Raw genomic sequence first — 18,644 nt, forward strand, 5'->3', positions numbered from 1 at the left:
AAATCAGACACATGTCCATGCCAAGCACACGCTACGTTTTGAGCTTGCGAATCGTTCACTGGCTGACCGTCGCGGCTATCCTGGCTGCCTATCTCTTGGCCGACGCGGGCGAAAATGGTGAAGAGAATGGTGCCGCCGCCTCGAGCATGCAGGCGCTGCAATGGCATATCACGGCCGGTCTCGCCGTGTTGCTGCTCGCCGTACTGCGATTGCTCATCCGGCTCGAGGCACGGACGCCTCCGATTATTCCGGCGCCCGACGTGTTCACGGCTATAACCTCCCGCGTGGTGCACCTGGCGCTGTACGCGTTCCTGATCGTGGAGCCCATCCTCGGCTGGTTGCAGTTGAGCTACGGCGGCGAACCCATCTTTCTGCCATGGATTGGCTTGCATCTGCCCGCATTGGTTCATGCGGACGAACAGGCCAAGGAGCTTGCTGGGGAAATGCATGAACTGATTGCCAATATTTTTTACGTGGTGATCGGATTGCACGTCGTTGCAGCCCTTTGGCATCACTTCATACGGCGGGACAACACGCTCAAGAGAATGCTATGACGGATGCCGCCCATTCGCCGGAAAAGCAGGCAGCAGGTGATTTCATGAGCAATACGCCACGCCACGCGGCACCGCTACCCCCTCACCTTGTGCCGCTCTCGACGATCCTGGAAAACCGCACCGATGCCCTTGGTCGCGAGCGCATACTCATCGGGGAGGTTCTGAAACTGCTCGATGACCGTTCTACCTGGGCTCTGCTGCTGTTGCTGGCACTACCAATGGCCATTCCCATTCCTGCACCCGGTCTCTCGGTTCCCTTTGGCGCATGCATGGTTTTGATTTCCGCTCAACTTGCCGTGGGCCGTGATCACGCCTGGATTCCGCAAAGGCTCGCCCGCCGCTCCATGGATGCTCGCGCTTTTGCCAAAGTGGTGCGCAACGTGCTTCCGACGTTACGAAGGCTGGAAAAGATCGTTCGCCCGCGCAAGCGATGGTTGGCAGGGGACTGGATGCGCATCCCTGTTGGCGTTGTCTGCCTGATCCTTGCGCTCATCATCACGTTACCCATTCCCCTGGGCCACGTCGTTCCCGGCACGGCCATTTCGCTATTCTCCCTCGGCATGATGGAGAGGGATGGCGTCACGGTTTGGGCAGGCCTGGCGACAGCCATCGCCGGCATCGTGCTGGTGATCTTGGCCTCGCAAGGTTTCTATACCGGCCTCAATCACTGGCTGCATGCGTAAGCCGTTTGAATTTCCGCCACATTTGATTTCGATCAATACAGCGCTTTCTCCCGTTTCGCATGATCACGTTGGGGCCATTATCAGGCTTGAGCGACTCGCGCCCCCCGCAGCTCCGCAAGAGCCCTGAGGCACCCCCTTTCCGCGTCTCGCATGGGCAGGAGTCATGCAAGGCGTGGAGGGGGTTTGGCAGTCATCCATTGCATTGCGAGGAAGACCCGCTCATGCCCATCACCACCACCGTCAGCTTCCTGGGGCTCGATACATCGGAAACGGACAAGCACGCCAAACAATTCGCCGAAGTCCTGGGCGACGTGATGGAACGCGGGCGTCAGGAGGGGCGTTATGACAAACTCATGCTGATCGCGCCACCGCATTTCCTCGGTGCACTGCATGATCGCCTGGGCGAACAAACCCTAAAACGCGTGGTAGGTGAAGTGGACAACGATCTGATGACGCTCTCCACCGCCGGTCTGCGCAGCCATCTGCCAGCTTGATCGCATGAATGCTGGGATTTCATCCCATCCTACGAATGAGGAAGCAGACGGCAATGCGAACTCTAATCTACCGTGCGCTGGCCATCTTCAGTGCTTTGGCATTGCTGGCAGGCGCTATCGGGCACTTCATCGGCGATACCTCCCTTTCCAATATGCTATGGGTCATCGGCGCCCTTCCCGTTGCTGCTTCGATCCTCGTCTCGATCATCGTCCAGTTGATCCATCGCGATGCAGGCATCGACGTTATCGCCCTGCTCGCCATGGCCGGCGCGATCGTGCTTGGCGAGCCGCTTGCCGCCGCCGTCATCGGTTTGATGTTTGCCAGCGGCAGGGTCCTGGAGGATTACGCCGAGGGCAAGGCCAGGCGGACCATGTCGGCGCTGCTGGAACGCGCGCCGCGCGCGGCAAACAGATACCAGGGCGATGTGCTCGTACAGGTGCCCGTCGCGCAAGTGCAGCCCGGCGACCGATTGCTTATCCGCGGCGGCGAAGTGGTTCCTGTTGATGGACGCGTCGCGTCCGGCACGGCGGTGCTGGACGAATCCGCACTGACCGGCGAATCGCTACCGGCGAGGCGTTCCGAAGGTGATGCGGTGCGCAGTGGTGTCATCAACGCGGCGGCGCCGTTCGATCTGCTGGCCACGACGTCCGCCGCCGATAGTACCTTCGCCGGCATCGTTCGCCTGGTTGAAACGGCGCAGAAGGCAAAAGCGCCCTCCGCGCGGCTGGCGGATCGCTACGCCTTGCTATTTCTGCCGCTCACGCTGGTGCTTGCGGGCATGGCGTGGATGCTGTCGGGCGATCCTATCCGCGCCCTGGCGGTGCTGGTGGTAGCCACCCCCTGCCCACTTATCCTCGCCGTGCCCGTCGCGATGGTCTCGGGCATGTCGCGCTGCGCCGCGCGCGGTGTGCTCGTCAAAGGCGGCGGCGCGCTGGAGCAACTTGCACAAGGCCGTGTTCTGTTCTTCGACAAGACAGGAACATTGACTGCCGGGCACGCCCGCCTTACCGCCATCGAGGTGGCCGATTCGCTCGATCCGAACGAATTGCTGCGCATGTCGGCCTCGCTCGAACAGGTATCGCAACATGTGCTGGCCGAAGCCATCGTCTCGTTCGCAAGACGGCGCGGGCTTGTCTTGGCAAAACCTTCCGACGTGCAGGAAGAACACGGCGCGGGCCTATCCGGCACCATTGAAGGACACCGCGTGATCGTCGGCAGCCATGCGTTCGTCACACGCATGGCTGCGCCGGCCGCATGGGTGGAAGCATTGCGAAAGCGCATGCGTCGTGAAGCGGCAACCGGTGTATTCGTGGCCATTGACGGCCGCATGACCGGCGCCTTGCTGCTTGGCGACGAGATCCGCCTTGATACGCCGCGTGCCATCCGGCTGCTGCGGCGTGCAGGCATAGCACGCATCGTGATGCTGACCGGAGATCAACGGGATATCGCTGAAATCATTGGCGAAGCGCTGGGCGTCGATGAGGTGATGGCCCATCAGACGCCAGACGGCAAGCTCGCGGCGATCAAGGCGGCGAAGTCAATCGGCACCACGATCATGGTCGGCGATGGCATCAACGATGCACCGGCGCTGGCTGCCGCCGACGTGGGCGTCGCCATGGGCGCGCGCGGTGCCGCGGCATCATCGGAAGCGGCTGGCGTCGTATTGCTGGTCGACCGGCTGGACCATCTCGCCGAAGCATTCCTGATCGCCCGCCGCACGCGGAAAATCGCCTTGGAAAGCATCATCGCCGGCATGAGCCTGTCGTTGCTTGCGATGATCGTTGCCGCGGTGGGTTATCTGCCGCCAGTACCCGGCGCCGTGTTGCAGGAAGGCATTGACGTGGCGGTGATTCTTAATGCGCTGCGCGCGCTGCACACCGGCGTCATCCATGTGGCGGGGAAGCTGGATGCCTCGGAAAACTCGCGCCTTGCCGCGGAACATCATGAACTCGGGCCTGTGCTTGACCGCATTCGCACCTGTGCCGATCACCTCCCACTTCTTGCCGAAGATGCGCTCCACGCCGAACTGGCCGAGCTGGATGGTTTGCTGAGAACCAAACTGCTTCCGCACGAACATGCCGATGAAACGTCTTTGTATCCCCGGCTTGAACGCATGCTGGGTGGCGATGATCCGTTGGCGCCGTTGAGCCGCACCCACCGTGAGATTCTTCGCCTTGGCCGCCTGTTTCAGCATATGACGCAAGACCTTCCGCAAGGCCGCCTGCCGCCGGAAACCGTGCAGGACCTGCAACGTGTGTTGTATGGGCTGGATGCGATTTTGCGTTTGCATTTTGCGCAGGAGGAGGAAATTTACCAAGGCGTCACGGAAGCGATTTCGTAGTCCTGTGCCGTCACTCCCACGTTTCGCGGTAATGACATCCGTGAGAGTACGAAAACCGGCGTACGGATTGATCCAGATCAATGCACCAAAACCGGTATCTCGACATGGGCCTTCCTGTTTATGAAGTGCCTGGCTCTGAAGTGGAGCTGGCCGATCGGGCGCGCGCGCTGATGGAAGAAGCGAGCAAATCGGAAACCAGCTTTCTTGCTCAAGCACGCCTGTGCGGCACCGAAAAAGCCGCTTCGCAAATCGCACAAGGTTATGTATCCGAGTGCCTGGCGGTGGTCAGCAACCGGCACGTCCTCTATCTCACGGAAGCGGATCGTTTGAAGCGATGCTAAGGATGCTTTGGTACGCCGCCCGACGAGCATCACACCGTTTTCCAGGACCTGCCATCTTCTTTCTGCACGCGCACCTGAGCCGCCTTGCCCGCGCTGACGCGGCATTCCGCCATTTGGCGAGCGTGGGCAATGGCATTGACCCGATCTTCGTGCACGGCCAGACAGTGCGAGGCCGGCCTGGCGCAGACCAGCCATTGCGTTCGATCGATCGACGCAAATTGAAACAGGACCACATAGAAATCAAACACATCATCAGCCAGCGCCACGGCGTGACCCTTTGCGACCATCACCGGGCATTGTGTTGGATTGCCTCGATGCCGACTTGATCCAGGTCAAATCGGTTTGCATCGTGGGTTGGGTGGCATCCCGGTATTCGCAAGCGTAAACATGCCGGGATTTCATTCAAGGTTACGTGTAGCCCGCGGACTTGACGATGATCAAGCGGCACCGCTGCGTGGCGCGCGACCATCCCCGCACGATCAACGGCGAGGCGCGACGAACATGAGCCGCAAACTGATCATCTATTACAGCCGCTCCAATGCCACCCGTAAGTTGGCCGGAGAGCTCGTCAAGGAACTGGGTGCCGACGTGGTCACCCTGCAGGAGCGACAATCGAGAGCCGGTTTAACGGGCTACATGCGTTCGCTGTGGGATGCATCGCGCGGCGTGCTTCCCCGATTGACCCGCTGTACGTCGATCCGCACAACTACGACCTCATCTTGCTCGGCACGCCCGTATGGGCGGGCCGTGCTGCATGCCCGTATGGGCGGGCCGTGCTGCATGCCCGATGCGGCGTTTTCTATGCGACGCTGCGCACCGACTGCCGCCCACCGCGTATTTCTGCACGTATGGCGGCCACGGCTATGAAACCACCTTCAGCGACATGTGCGACCTGGACGGCAAGGCACCCGTCGCCACGCTTGCCATTCGCCGCAGCGATCTTCTGCAAGGGCACTACACGACGAAACTGGATCGATTCATGGCCAAGCTCAACATTGCCGAGCGCTGGCGGGAGATCATCGCGCCAGCAAATCATTCCGTGCTGCTGCATGGAGGCTAAGCCATGCCTGCACGCCGGCCACCTTTTTCTGTCGGCGCATGGCCTGCCTTCGCCGCGCTTGCATCGATCGTAGGCTTAGAGAATTTGCATAGGCTGGGGGTTGCATAGGCTGGGGTGAGCGAATGCGAACCCCAGCGTGCCTCGCCCATGCATGGCTTGTTGGGGTTCGGCTGTACCTCGCCCCACTCTGCATCAATCCAAACCACATCAGCCCCACCTACGTTCCGTGATGATGTTGCATACCGCCGTCAACGCCTCCGCCACCTGCATGCTGATGTCGATGTGCGCGGTTTCCGTAGCGATGCTGTTGGTCGTGGCAATGTCACCCACGCCTTCGCCGCGCAACGCGTCTAATGCCCCTTCCGCGAATACGCCATGTACGGCGGCACATACCGGCTTCGGCGTCGTATAGGCACATACGCTACGCAAGGTCTGCAGCATGGTCTGGCCGCTGGCAATGATGTCGTCCAGCAGCACCGGAGTGTGATCCAGCCATCGGCCGAGTTCCGGTAAGTGGATGGTCACCTCGCGATCGCCATGCCGTTCCTTGCGCGCTATCACGCTTGGTGCGCACAGCAGGTTGGCTATCGCCTCTACCCACTGCCGGCTTTCGTCATCGGGACCGACAAGCAGCGGGCGCTCCACGTGCGAAGCAATCCATGCCGCCAGCGCCCCGGCCGCGTGCACGAGGCGCGCGTCGCGCGAGTAGATCTGGTTGAGGCTGTGGTAACGATGCAGATGGGGATCAACGGTGACCAGTGCATCAAAGTGATTATCCAACCATTCCCCCAGCAGCTTGGCCGAAATCGCTTCGCCAGGATGAAAACGCGCATCTTGCCGCATGTAAGCCAAATAAGCTGCCACCAGGATGACGCGCCGCGCGCCCAATTCGCGCAGCGTTGAAGCCGCCACGGCCAATGGCCATAGCTTGGGATCGGGCCGGTCCAGCGAGCAGACCAGTACGGCCTGCTCGCCTTTGAGCGGTGTGTCCACCGTCACACGCGTCTCCCCGTCCGGGAAGCTATGAACAGACAGCCCGGCGCGGCCGTAGCCGGTGTGCTGCATCAGAAGTTCGGCAAACAACTCGTTGCCTGGCATGGCGTAAATCAAAGTCATGAGAAAGCCTCCACACCAATGATGCTGGGATGGCGCGATACGTATTCCATGGCGTACGCAAGTTCTCCCGGACTTTGCGCATGCAATGTAAACAGCGCCTGCCCCGCGCAGACGGTATCGCCCAGATGTACGTCCAGCGTGAGTCCGGCCAGCGGCGAGGCCGGTGCGCCGGCCAGCTTGGCAGCGCGTGACAGGCGCCGGTTGTCGATGCACGTTATTTGTCCGGGATGCGGCGCCGGCACACTTTGCTGATAGGCAGCCCGACCGGGCATGCGCAAGCCGCCTTGCGCATTGCAAATGGATTGAAAGCGTTGCCATGCGCGGCCGGAAAGCAGGCAATCCGTCGCCACAGCAAGGGCACGATCGGCAGAGGCCGCGCCACCCAATTCCAGCACTGCCGCGGCCACGTTCAAAGCGCGCGCACGCAAATCGGCAGGCGCATGCGGATCGTTGCGCAGTACGGCCAACACGTCATGTGCTTCCAGCGCGGGGCCGATACCGCGGCCGACCGGTTGCGTGCCGTCACTGATCAGCACGTGCACGTGCAAGCCGAATGCGGCACCGACGTGCGTCAGCAACTCCGTGAGCGCTTGCGCTTCGGCCTGGTCGCGCACTTTTGCAGTAGGGCCTACCGGCATGTCGATCACTACGTGAGTGGAGCCGGCGGCAATTTTCTTCGATAGCACGGAGGCCACCATCTGCCCTGCACTGTCGATATCCAGCGCGCGTTCGACGTGGATCAGCAAATCGTCCGCCGGCGCCAGATTCATGGCACCGCCCCACGCGATGCACCCACCACAGGATTCCACGACCCGACGCAATTGCGCTTCGTTCAGCTCCACCGGCGCCAGCATGGCCATGGTGTCGGCCGTGCCGGCCGGCGACGTGATCGCGCGCGACGACGTCTTGGGCATGGTCAAACCAAGCTCCGCTGCAATCGCCACCACGATCGGCGTGGTGCGATTGCCAGCCAGGCCGCCGATGCAATGCTTGTCCACCACCAGCGGCCGATCCCAGTTCAATTGCCGGCCGGTTTGCACCATGGCACGGGTCAAGGCGATCACTTCATCCGGCGTGAGATGGTTGCTGCTCGCCGTGATGAACGCTGCCATGTCAATGCGCGAATAGCGATGCGCCACAATGTCGCGCATGATCGCTTCGAAGGCGCCGGCATCAAGTTCCTTGCCGAAGACCTTCGCACGCACATGTGCCATCGAATCCACGTTCGGCGGATGCGCGATCACCACCTTTTCGCCGGGCGAAGGATGCAACGAATGCCACGCAGATTCGGAAAGGCCGGCTTCATGGATGGTCAGCCAACCGGCCTGCACCAGGTTGAGTGTCGCCAGAATCTCGCGTTCGCCCACGCGCAGCGAAAGCCGCGAATGCGGACCGAAACCTTCGCTGCGGCAAATGGGCGAATCAACATCCAGATACACCACATATTCGTAGCCGGTATCGATGCCAAGCCGCCGCAATTGGTTCGCCTCCAGGCGCGGTCTGGCAAAGCCCGTGTTTTTTTGGGGAGAGATCGATAAGGACATGCCATGCCATCCGCAACCAGATCAGCTGCAGTGTGCGATCGGTCGCGTCGCGCACATTTGACATTCGTCAATCGGCGTGTGTTTTGTCGACTCATGCAGGTCACTTGATCTGCATCAACATGACTGCCGCCTTTTTGCGCAATGGTGACATCGCGGCCAAGGAGGACAGGACCGGGCGCTCCATGCTTCTTCGATCCATGGGCACGCGCTGATCCTGGTGCAGTGGCTGCACTTCCGCCGATCGCACGCCCCGGCGTGCGGCGGCGGAAGGTTTTGTGTGTGGAAATTTGACACGGCACTTGCTTGAGCGTGCGCTTTGATCTTCGGGGTTTGAAGCAAAAATCGTCGTTTCGAGCCAACGAAACTGTGTACTTTCTCATCAGCGCGTTTTCCCCGGACAGCAATGCGCGAAAGCGGGAATCCATTTTGCTCTGGTGCATCCCTGAAAATGGATTCCCGGTTCCGCACGATGACCTTGATGCACATCAAGCCTCGGCACCCACAGCGGCGTAGAAGTAGTCGAAACCCAGCCGCGGAAATCTCCCATGCCAAACCCACTCTCACTTCAACAAATGCAGCGGATGGATGCATACTGGCGCGCATCCAATTACCTCGCTGCCGGCCAGATCTATCTGCGCGACAATCCGCTGCTTGAGCAGCCTCTGGAACGCGCGCACATCAAGCCGCGCCTGCTTGGCCACTGGGGCACCACGCCCGGCTTGAACATGCTCTACGTGCATCTGAACCGGCTGATCACGCAGCATGATCTCAACATGTTGTTCATGACCGGGCCTGGACATGGCGGCCCTGCACTGGTTGCACAAACCTACCTGGAAGGTTCGTATACGGAGCGCTATCCCGCGATCGAGCGCAACCGCAACGGCATGGAGCGTCTGTTCCGGCAGTTTTCCTGGCCCTACGGCGTACCCAGCCATGTCGCGCCGGAAACGCCAGGTTCGATTCACGAGGGCGGCGAGCTTGGCTACTCGCTGGCGCACGCGTTCGGCGCGGTGTTCGATAATCCCGACTTGATCGTGGCCTGCGTGGTCGGCGATGGCGAGGCGGAAACCGGGGCGCTGGCCACCAGTTGGCATTCCAACAAGTTCCTCAACCCCGCTCGTGACGGCGTGGTGTTACCGATCCTGCATTTGAACGGCTTCAAGATCGCCAACCCTACCCTGCTCTCGCGCATCAGCCGCGACGAATTGATCGATCTGTTCCACGGCTATGGCTATGAACCGTGGTTCGTCAGAGGCAACGATCCCATGATCGTGCATCAGCTGCTTGCCGGCGCGCTCGACGGCATACTCGCCAGCATCCGCGCCATTCAACAAGGCGCACGCGATGGCAAAGGCAGTTCGCGGCCGCGCTGGCCGATGCTGATCTTCCAGACACCGAAAGGCTGGACCGGACCCAAGCGTGTCGACGATGTGCAGGTGGAAGGTACGTGGCGTGCCCATCAGGTGCCGCTGGCGCAGTTCGACAAACCCGAACACGTGGCGCAGCTCGAAGCCTGGATGAAAAGCTACAAGCCCGAGGAACTGTTCGACGAAAACGGCCGATTCCGCGAGGAATTCGCCGCGTTGGCACCGACCGGCCACCGCCGCATGGGTTCCAACCCGCATGCGAACGGCGGCGAACTGCTGAAACCGCTGGCCATGCCGCACTTCCGCGATCATGCCGTGGCGGTGCCGCAACCGGGTGCGGTGGAAGCCGAAGCCACCCGCGTACTGGGTACGTTTCTGCGCGAGGTGATGCGGTTGAATCTGGACCAGCAGAACTTCCGCCTGTTCGGCCCGGACGAAACGGCATCCAACCGGCTGGATGCGGTCTATGACGTCTCCGGCAAAACCTGGCTAGCCGGCATCGAGGCCAACGACAATCACCTCAGTGCCGACGGCCGCGTCATGGAAGTGCTCAGCGAACATCTGTGCGAAGGATGGCTGGAAGGCTATCTGCTCAGCGGACGACATGGTTTCTTCTCGTGCTACGAAGCCTTCATCCATATCGTCGATTCGATGTTCAACCAGCATGCGAAGTGGTTGAAGGTGAGCCGCCATATTCCCTGGCGCGCACCGGTCGCTTCGCTCAATTACCTGCTTACCTCGCATGTGTGGCGGCAGGATCACAACGGCTTCTCGCACCAGGATCCGGGTTTTATCGACATCGTGGCGAACAAGAAAGCCGAAGTGGTGCGCATCTATCTGCCACCGGACGCCAATTGCCTGCTCTCGGTGACGGACCATTGCCTGCGCAGCTGCAACTACGTCAACCTGATCGTAGCCGGCAAGCAGCCATCGTGGCAGTGGCTGGACGTTGACGCCGCCACCAGACATTGCGCAGCCGGTGCGGGCATCTGGGAATGGGCCAGCAATGACGATGGCGATCCGGATGTCGTGATGGCCTGTGCCGGGGACGTGCCCACGCTTGAATGCCTTGCCGCCGTCACACTGTTGCGCGGATACCTGCCCGATATCCGTATTCGCGTGGTGAACGTAGTGGACTTGATGGTGCTGCAACCGCAATCAGAGCATCCGCACGGCTTGTCCGACCGCGATTTCGATGCGCTGTTCACCTCGGGCAAGCCGGTGATTTTCGCTTTCCACGGCTACCCCTCGCTGATTCACAAGCTGACCTATCGGCGCAGTTGCTCAGACCGCATCCACGTGCGCGGCTACAAGGACGAAGGTACTACCACCACGCCGTTCGACATGGTGGTACTCAACAACCTGGATCGCTATCAACTCGCACTCGATGCCATCATGCGTATTCCACGCTTCAGCAAGCATGTTGGTCATGCGATCGAGCGTTATTGGTCGATAATGGAAAAGCACAAGCTGTACATCAGCGAGCACGGCGAGGACATGCCGGAGGTGCAGGCCTGGCGTTGGCCGACGCACGCCGTGGCGAAGAAGCAACCCGCTCAAGCGTAGGTCTATGCATCGCGAGGATTAGCTCCCTCTCCCCTCCGGGGAGAGGGTTGGGGTGAGGGGCGAATCTCGCACAAAAGTGAGTTAGATGCGAGATTCAAAAAGCAAACCTCACACGCGGTGATTGATTTTCGGCAAGCCCAGCCCCTCACCCTAGCCCTCTCCCCGGAGGGAGAGGGGATTGATTTATCGCATTGACGAAGCCTTACTGCACAAGTGGCGATACCGCCCCATCCAGCTCCACGCCCTGCAGCTGTGCCTGGCCAGCCAGCACGCGCACATATTGGCTGAGCGCTCGCGCCTCCGCTTCCCGCCGCAAGTCTTCAGCAACGCGTTCGCGTACGTGCTCGAAAGGCAATATCTCGCCGGGAACACGCTGGTCGACGGCGACGATATGAAAACCGAAACGGGTCTTCACGAGCTGCGGCAATAGGCCAGTCACCGCGGTGCCAAACAGCATCTGCTCGAACTCCGGCACCATGGCGCTGCGCTGCAACTGTCCCAACTGGCCGCCTAGTTCGCCGGAAGGGCAATTCGAATGGCTGCGCGCGCGTTCGGCGAATAACGCCGGTTGCGTGTGAAGTTCTGCCAGCATGGCTTCGGCCATGGCCCGCACCGCGGCCAGCGGCGCGCCGGGTGTGATCTGAAAAAGAATATGCCGGGCAGCAACCAGCTCGCCCGTTTGATAACGCTGCATGTGTTGCGCGTAATAGCGCTGACATGCTGTTTCATCGGCGTCGGGTACGCGAACTTCTTCAGTCAGCACGCGTTCGATGGCCTCGCCGATGGCGGCAGGCTCCGCGCGGTCATCCAGCCAGCCGAGCATCACGGCGCGCTGGCGCAACAATTCATGCACTGCCGCCATCTGCGGTGTCGGCCAATCCTGATCGGCCACTGCCACGCCATTGACCGCGATCGTCATGTGCGAACCGCACGCTTGCGCGTACGTACCAATTGATAGGGACGGAAAAGATAAGCGAGCGCTCCCGCTCCGCTCCAGATATGCACCATGCGCGTAAACGGCGAGATCAGGAAGATGGTGAAACCAAGCAGGATATGCAGGCGGTAAACCCAGGAGACCTGCAACAACAACGCGGCCACGCCGCCCTGGAAAGTGACGATGCCCTTAACGTACGCAGTAAGCAATTCGAACTTCGCGCCATCCATATGCTGGGCCGACAGCGGCACGGTAATAAGGCCAAGCAGCAATTGCAGCCACAACATGATCACCACCGTGATATCCCATTTTCGGCTATTGCGACGAATACGCGGGTCAGCGAGACGACGGTAGATCAGCATGCTCAACCCAATGATCGCCACCACGCCGGCCACGCCACCGCCCACCATGGCCAGCAACTGATGTTGCGCGGGATCTAATGCCCAGTCGATGGCCCAATGCGGCACGAGAAAGCCGAGGAAATGTCCAATCACCACGACCAGGATGCCGTAGTGAAAAAGATTCGAGCCAAGCTTCAAGGACCCTGCACGCAGCATCTGTGAGGAATCGCTCTTCCAGGTATATGGCTCGCGGTCGAACCGTATCAAGCTGCCCAGCAGCAATACCGACAGGCAGATGTACGGATAGATACCGAACAGGAACCATTGCAGGTTGGTCGCGGTGTTCATGTCAGCCTCGTTTTACGAAATCAGCCGGCCGGCACGGCGGTGCCCGGTCGTTGGCGAAGGCGGGACGCTCCTCCCACGTGATGTCAAGGTCTTCGGGCGCCGGAACCGGTGCATGCGAATCAAGACCCTCGACGCATGCGAGCTCCAACAGCGCGCCTAACACGGCGGCATAGCGGCTACGCCGATGCAGCAGCCGATTGCCGATCGCACGCAGCACATGGGCACAGTCACCGAGGGTTTCGCGCACTTCGGCCACGTCACGGCAACTCAGGTATTCCAGCAGCATCGGCAGGTGATCAGGCAACTCGTTGCCGCTGGGTTCGAGCCCGGCATCGAGATAGCGCTGCCGCAGATCGAGCATCGCCGGACCGCGATCGCGCCCATCGCCGTGCACGTGCTCGAACAGATTCAACGATGTGCCGCGTCCGCGATCGAACAAATCGACGAAACGCGCTTCGACATCGAGGGCATCGCCACGTGCGAGCTGGTCCGCCAGCGCCAGGAGCTGCTTTCGGCTTGCAGCGTCGACGTGCGGCGCTTCGCCAAGCACGGCGCGGATTTCCGGCAATGCTGCACGCAATGCCGCATCCGGGTAGGAGAGCAAGGCAGCAAGTGCGCGCAGGAATATGGCATGGTCGGTTCGCATCTTAATGATCGTCCAGCAGGCGGATGGGAATGATCTTGCGGCGGCCCATGCGTCCACCAAACAGGCTGGACTGCGTGTCCACGCCATCGCAGCCGTTACCGAAGCTGAAACCGCAACCGCCACGCAGGGCGTAGGCATGTTCGGCTTCTTCGCGGTGCGCGGTGGGAATGACGAAGCGATCTTCGTAATTGGCGATCGCCAGATACCGATGCATGGCTTGGACGGTTGCGGCATCCAGGCCATTGTCTGCAAGCAGCGCGGGATCCGGTTCGTCGCCCAGCTGCAAAGCGCGGAACCAGGTCCTCATCGCCAGCAAGCGCTTCAACGCGCCGGTCACCGGCGCCTCGTTGCCGGCCGTCAGCAGATTGGCAAGATAACGCACGGGAATACGCAGCGAATCCACATCGGGCAAGCCGCCTTTGCTTTCGATGGCGCCCGCGTTGGCATGCGATTGGATCGGCGAGAGCGGCGGCACGTACCATACCATCGGCAGGGTGCGGTATTCCGGATGCAGCGGGAAGGCGATCTTCCATTCAACCGCCATCTTGTAGACCGGCGACTGCTTGGCTGCTTCCAGCCACGCTTCGGGCACGCCGTCGGAAAGCGCTTGGCGCTGTACCTGCGGATCGTTTGGGTTGAGAAAAAGATCAAGCTGTGACTGATACAAGTCGTGTGGATGTTCGACCGCCGCCGCCTGCCCGACGCCATCGGCATCGTAAAGCAGCACGCCCAGATAGCGGATGCGTCCCACGCAGGTTTCCGAACACACGGTCGGCATGCCTGCTTCAATACGCGGGTAGCAGAACGTGCACTTCTCCGCCTTGCCGCTGGTCCAGTTGTAATAGATTTTTTTGTACGGACAACCCGAAACGCACATGCGCCAGCCGCGGCACTTGTCCTGATCGATCAGGACAATGCCGTCTTCCTCGCGCTTGTAGATCGAGCCGGATGGACAGGACGCCACGCAGGCAGGATTGAGGCAGTGCTCGCACAGGCGCGGCAGGTACATCATGAACGTGTTTTCAAACTGGCCGTAGATATCTTTCTGTACAGCTTCGAAGTTGTAATCGGCGCTGCGCTTGTCGAATTCGCCGCCAAGGATTTCCTCCCAGTTCGGCCCCCATTCGATCTTGTCCATGGTGCGTCCGCTGATCAACGAGATGGGGCGCGCCACAGGTGCAGTGGGCAGCTCCGGCGCGGTTTGCAGGTTGGCGTAGTCGAAGGTAAACGGCTCGTAGTAATCGTCGATCTCCGGCAGGTGCGGATTGGCGAAGATCTTGGCCAGGATTGCCAGTCGTCCGCCCTGCTTGGGCTGCAGGCGACCATTGGGCTTGCGCACCCAACCGCCCTGCCACCGCTCCTGGTTTTCCCAATCCTTGGGATAACCCACGCCGGGTTTGGTCTCGACGTTGTTGAACCAGGCGTACTCCATGCCCTTGCGCGAGGTCCACACGTTCTTGCAGGTGACCGAACAGGTGTGGCAGCCAATGCATTTATCCAGATTCAGCACCATGGCGATTTGCGCGCGGATCTTCATGTCGTCTCCCTCAGGCCGGCACCTTGCTGTTGCGCTTCGCGCTGCACGCGATCCATCCAATCCACGTTCGCCATCTTGCGCACGATCACGAACTCATCGCGATTGGAGCCCACGGTACCGTAATAATTGAAGCCCCAGCTGAGCTGCGCATAGCCGCCGATCATGTGTGTTGGCTTGAGCACCGTGCGCGTCACCGAGTTGTGGATACCGCCGCGCATGCCGGTGATCTCCGAACCCGGCACATTCACGATCTTCTCCTGCGCGTGATACATCATCACCATGCCTTCCTGCACCCGTTGGCTCACGACAGCGCGCGCCGTGAGCGCACCGTTGATGTTGAACAGCTCGATCCAGTCGTTATCAACGATGCCGCCACGTTTCGCATCCGCCTCGGACAGCCACACGATTGGCCCGCCACGCGACAGTGTGAGCATGATCAGATTGTCGGTATAGGTGGAATGGATACCCCACTTCTGGTGCGGCGTGATGAAGTTAAGCGTCAACTCCGCGTGGCCGTTATCGCGCTTGCCATGCAGCGCGGCGACCGAGCGCGTATCGATCGGCGGCCGATACAGCGCAAAACCTTCGCCAAAATCGCGCAGCCACGCATGGTCCTGAAAGAACTGCTGTCGACCGGTGAGCGTACGCCAGGGAATCAGTTCGTTGACGTTGGTCCAGCCTGCGGTATAGCTGACGTGTTCGCTCTCGATGCCCGACCAGGTCGGTGAGCTGATGATCTTGCGCGGTTGCGCCTGGATGTCGCGGAACCGGATTTTTTCATCCTCGCGCGCTTCGGCAAGATGCCGATGATCCCGGCCCGTGATGCGCGACAACGCCCCCCACGCCTTCACCGCCACCTGCCCATTCGTTTCCGGCGCGAGGTGCAAAATCGTTTCCGCCGCATCGATATCCGTGACGATGCGCGGCCTGCCTTTGGTGGGGCCGTCTTCGACGACGTAGTTCAATTCACCCAGGCCCCGTACTTCCTCTTGCGTGTTCCAGCCAATGCCTTTGCCGCCGTTGCCAAGCTTGTCCATCAGCGGTCCGAGTGACGTAAAGCGCGCATAGGTGGCCGGATAGTCGCGCTCGACCATATTGATGTTCGGCGCCGTGACACCGGGAATGAACGCACACTCGCCCTTCTTCCAGTCGCGCACGTCAAATGGCTGGGCCAACTCGCCAGCCGTGTCGTGCATGATCGGGGTCAGCACCACATCGCGTTCAACGCCAAGCCGGCCTTGCGCAAGCTCGGAAAAACGCTTCGCCACTGCCTTGAAGATTTCCCAGTCGCTTTTCGATTCCCACACCGGATCGACCGCCGACGATAGCGGATGGATAAAGGGATGCATGTCGGAGGTGTTGAGATCGTTCTTCTCGTACCACGACGCCGTCGGCAGCACGACGTCGGAATACAGGCAAGACGTCGACATGCGAAAGTCCAGCGTCACTACCAGATCCAGCTTGCCCTCCGGCGCCGGCTCGTGCCATTTCACTTCTTCGGGCTTGTGGCCACCGTCTTCGCCCAGATCCTTGCCTTGCAGACCATGGCGCGTGCCCAGGAAGTGGCGCAGGAAATATTCGTGCCCCTTGCCGGACGAGCCGAACAGGTTCGAGCGCCAGATAAACAGGTTGCGCGGGAAATTGACCGGATCATCCGGGTCTTCGCAGGCCATGCGCAACTTGCCCGATTGCAATGCGTCGACAAGGTAGTCGCGCGGTTGCATGCCGGACTGATCCGCTTCACGGGCGATATGCAGCGGGTTGCACGCCAGTTGCGGTGCGGACGGCAACCAACCCATGCGCTCCGCACGTACGTTGCAGTCGATCAGGCTATGCCCGTATTTGCCGCGCGGCGTCAGTGGCGACAGCAGTTCGTCGACGTCGATCTTTTCATAGCGCCATTGATTCGAATGCGCATAGAAGAACGACGTACCGTTCATTTGCCGCGGCGGCCGCGCCCAGTCGAGACCGAATGCCAATGCCGTCCAGCCGGTTTGCGGACGCAATTTTTCTTGCCCGACGTAATGCGCCCAGCCACCGCCCGATACACCGATCGTGCCGCACAGCATCAGCATGTTGATGATGCTGCGGTAATTCATGTCCTGATGAAACCAGTGATTCATGCCCGCGCCGATGATGACCATCGAACGCCCACGTGTTTTCGCCGCATTCTCGGCGAACCCACGCGCTACCGCGATCGCATGCTCCGCCGACACGCCGGTGATGGCCTGCTGCCAGGCCGGCGTATAGGGCACGTTGTCGTCATAGCCATTTGCACTCTCGCCACCCAGTCCGCGATCCAGCCCATAGTGGGCGCATAGCAGGTCGAACACGGTGGCGACCATGGTTTCGCCATCGCGCGTCGCGATGCGGCGTATGGGAACGCGACGCAACAGCACATTGCTTGCTTGCGCGTTATGCGGAAAGTGCTCGTGCTCGGTACCGCCGAAATACGGAAAGGCCACGTCCAGCACCTCGTCGCGAGTATCGATCTGGGTCAAGGCCAATTCGATGGCGGTTCCGTCCGGTGCTTTTTGCTCCAGATTCCATTTGCCGCGATCCGCACTGTCCTGCCCCGGCCAACGGAACCCGATGGCGCCATGCGGCACCACCGGTTTGCCGCTCATATCGAAACCCACCGTTTTCCACTCGGCGTGCTCGGGGCTACCGAGTGCACCGTCGAAATCACTGGCGCGCAGATAGCGATCCGGAATCCAGCGCTCGCCATCGCGCCGTAGCGTGACCAGCAGCGGCAGATCGGTGTACTGCCGGCAATAGTTCTGAAAGTAATCGTACTGGCGATCGAGAAAGAACTCGCGCAGCACCACGTGCCCCATCGCCATCGCCAAAGCGGCATCTGTGCCCTGCTTGGGATGCAGCCACAGATCGGACAGCTTGGAGACCTCCGCATAGTCCGGCGTGATCGCCACCACGCGCGTGCCGTTGTAGCGCGCCTCGACAAAGAAGTGCGCGTCGGGTGTGCGCGTCTGCGGTACGTTCGAACCCCAGGCAATGATATACGCCGAGTTGTACCAATCGGCCGATTCCGGCACGTCAGTCTGCTCGCCCCAGGTTTGCGGGCTCGATGGCGGCAGATCGCAATACCAGTCGTAGAACGACAACAAGGTGCCGCCGATCAGGCTCAGATAACGGGCACCCGCGGCATAGGAAACCATCGACATGGCCGGAATCGGCGAGAAGCCCACCACGCGATCCGGCCCGTGCTGCTTGATGGTGTGCACATTGGCGGCGGCGACGATATCCAGCACTTCGTCCCAGGTTGTGCGCACAAAACCGCCCAGTCCGCGAGCGGCTTTGTAATCCTTGCCTTTTGGATCGGCCATCAAGGCAGCCCAGGCATCCACCGGCGCCATCGTCTTGCGCGCTTCGCGCCAGCGCCGCAACAGGCGTCCACGCACCATCGGATACTTCAGGCGATTGGCGCTATACAGATACCAGGAATAGGACGCGCCGCGTGAGCAACCGCGCGGCTCGTGATTGGGCATGCCGGCGCGCGTGCGCGGGTAATCCGTTTGCTGCGTTTCCCAGGTGACGACGCCGCCTTTTACGTAGATCTTCCAACTGCACGAACCTGTGCAGTTCACGCCATGGGTGGAGCGAACGATCTTGTCGTGTTGCCAGCGGTTGCGATAACCATCCTCCCATTGGCGATTCTCCGTACGCACCTCGCCATGGCCGTCCGCAAACGGTTCGCGACGCTGCGAGAAATAGCGCAGACGGTCGAGGAAATGGCTCATGATTTTCTCCGGT

Annotated in this window: 15 protein-coding genes; 7 read left to right on the plus strand and 8 right to left on the minus strand. The window is 60.8% G+C overall.

The genetic code is table 11. The annotated features are described in order from the left end of the window. Positions 1 to 11: 11 nt before the first annotated feature. From V7M64_RS01395 to V7M64_RS01415, 5 genes are all read left to right on the plus strand, one after another. Positions 12 to 554, plus strand: coding sequence for a cytochrome b/b6 domain-containing protein (locus tag V7M64_RS01395; protein WP_333676492.1), 543 nt, complete (start codon positions 12 to 14; stop codon positions 552 to 554). Further along, entirely contained in the window at positions 551 to 1,237 is a 687-nt protein-coding gene (locus V7M64_RS01400; protein WP_333676493.1) for an exopolysaccharide biosynthesis protein, read from the plus strand. The genes V7M64_RS01395 and V7M64_RS01400 overlap by 4 nt, the downstream gene beginning before the upstream one ends. Before the next feature lie 221 nt (positions 1,238 to 1,458). After that, entirely contained in the window at positions 1,459 to 1,731 is a 273-nt protein-coding gene (locus V7M64_RS01405) for a host attachment protein (protein ID WP_333676494.1), read from the plus strand. A 53-nt stretch (positions 1,732 to 1,784) separates the two neighbouring features. Beyond that, positions 1,785 to 4,073, plus strand: coding sequence for a heavy metal translocating P-type ATPase (locus V7M64_RS01410; protein ID WP_333676495.1), 2,289 nt, complete (start codon positions 1,785 to 1,787; stop codon positions 4,071 to 4,073). A 104-nt stretch (positions 4,074 to 4,177) separates the two neighbouring features. Continuing rightward, on the plus strand, positions 4,178 to 4,414 hold the full coding sequence (locus tag V7M64_RS01415) for a hypothetical protein (RefSeq protein WP_333676496.1): 237 nt from the start codon (positions 4,178 to 4,180) through the stop codon (positions 4,412 to 4,414). 29 nt (positions 4,415 to 4,443) lie between these two features. Here V7M64_RS01415 and V7M64_RS01420 read toward each other — a convergent pair whose 3' ends face one another. Continuing rightward, on the minus strand, positions 4,444 to 4,680 hold the full coding sequence (locus V7M64_RS01420) for a hypothetical protein (protein WP_333676498.1): 237 nt from the start codon (positions 4,678 to 4,680) through the stop codon (positions 4,444 to 4,446). A 521-nt stretch (positions 4,681 to 5,201) separates the two neighbouring features. Here V7M64_RS01420 and V7M64_RS01425 point away from each other — a divergent pair. Then, on the plus strand, positions 5,202 to 5,474 hold the full coding sequence (locus tag V7M64_RS01425; RefSeq protein WP_333676499.1) for a hypothetical protein: 273 nt from the start codon (positions 5,202 to 5,204) through the stop codon (positions 5,472 to 5,474). Between the two features lie 207 nt (positions 5,475 to 5,681). Here the strand turns inward: V7M64_RS01425 and V7M64_RS01430 are convergent, their stop codons facing one another. Together V7M64_RS01430 and V7M64_RS01435 are read right to left on the minus strand one after the other, a co-directional pair. Continuing rightward, positions 5,682 to 6,590: a ribose-phosphate diphosphokinase gene (locus V7M64_RS01430; protein WP_333676500.1), complete on the minus strand. Its 909-nt coding sequence runs from the start codon at positions 6,588 to 6,590 to the stop codon at positions 5,682 to 5,684. Then, complete coding sequence (locus V7M64_RS01435) at positions 6,587 to 8,134, minus strand: thymidine phosphorylase family protein (RefSeq protein ID WP_333676502.1); 1,548 nt, start codon at positions 8,132 to 8,134, stop codon at positions 6,587 to 6,589. The genes V7M64_RS01430 and V7M64_RS01435 overlap by 4 nt, the downstream gene beginning before the upstream one ends. A 545-nt stretch (positions 8,135 to 8,679) precedes the next feature. Here V7M64_RS01435 and V7M64_RS01440 point away from each other — a divergent pair. Beyond that, entirely contained in the window at positions 8,680 to 11,067 is a 2,388-nt protein-coding gene (locus V7M64_RS01440) for a phosphoketolase family protein (protein WP_333676503.1), read from the plus strand. 202 nt (positions 11,068 to 11,269) lie between these two features. Here the strand turns inward: V7M64_RS01440 and V7M64_RS01445 are convergent, their stop codons facing one another. The 5 genes from V7M64_RS01445 to V7M64_RS01465 are packed head-to-tail and all read right to left on the minus strand — an operon-like array spanning position 11,270 to position 18,631. Next, positions 11,270 to 11,986 carry a peptidylprolyl isomerase gene (locus V7M64_RS01445; RefSeq protein ID WP_333676504.1) on the minus strand — a complete coding sequence of 239 codons (717 nt, stop codon included), beginning with the start codon at positions 11,984 to 11,986 and terminating at the stop codon, positions 11,270 to 11,272. After that, positions 11,983 to 12,690, minus strand: a complete 708-nt coding sequence (narI, locus tag V7M64_RS01450) for a respiratory nitrate reductase subunit gamma (protein WP_333676505.1) — start codon at positions 12,688 to 12,690, stop codon at positions 11,983 to 11,985. Before narI ends, V7M64_RS01445 begins: the two co-directional genes overlap by 4 nt. Position 12,691: 1 nt before the next feature. Continuing rightward, complete coding sequence (narJ, locus tag V7M64_RS01455) at positions 12,692 to 13,336, minus strand: nitrate reductase molybdenum cofactor assembly chaperone (protein WP_333676506.1); 645 nt, start codon at positions 13,334 to 13,336, stop codon at positions 12,692 to 12,694. A gap of 1 nt (position 13,337) precedes the next feature. Continuing rightward, complete coding sequence (gene narH / locus V7M64_RS01460) at positions 13,338 to 14,873, minus strand: nitrate reductase subunit beta (RefSeq protein ID WP_333676507.1); 1,536 nt, start codon at positions 14,871 to 14,873, stop codon at positions 13,338 to 13,340. Continuing rightward, the gene (locus tag V7M64_RS01465; RefSeq protein WP_333676509.1) at positions 14,870 to 18,631 is read right to left on the minus strand and encodes a nitrate reductase subunit alpha; all 3,762 of its coding nucleotides are present in this window, start codon (positions 18,629 to 18,631) and stop codon (positions 14,870 to 14,872) included. Before V7M64_RS01465 ends, narH begins: the two co-directional genes overlap by 4 nt. Between the last annotated feature and the right edge of the window lie 13 nt (positions 18,632 to 18,644).

The sequence above is a fragment of the Dyella sp. genome (genome assembly GCF_036746095.1).
Classification (GTDB): domain Bacteria; phylum Pseudomonadota; class Gammaproteobacteria; order Xanthomonadales; family Rhodanobacteraceae; genus Dyella_B.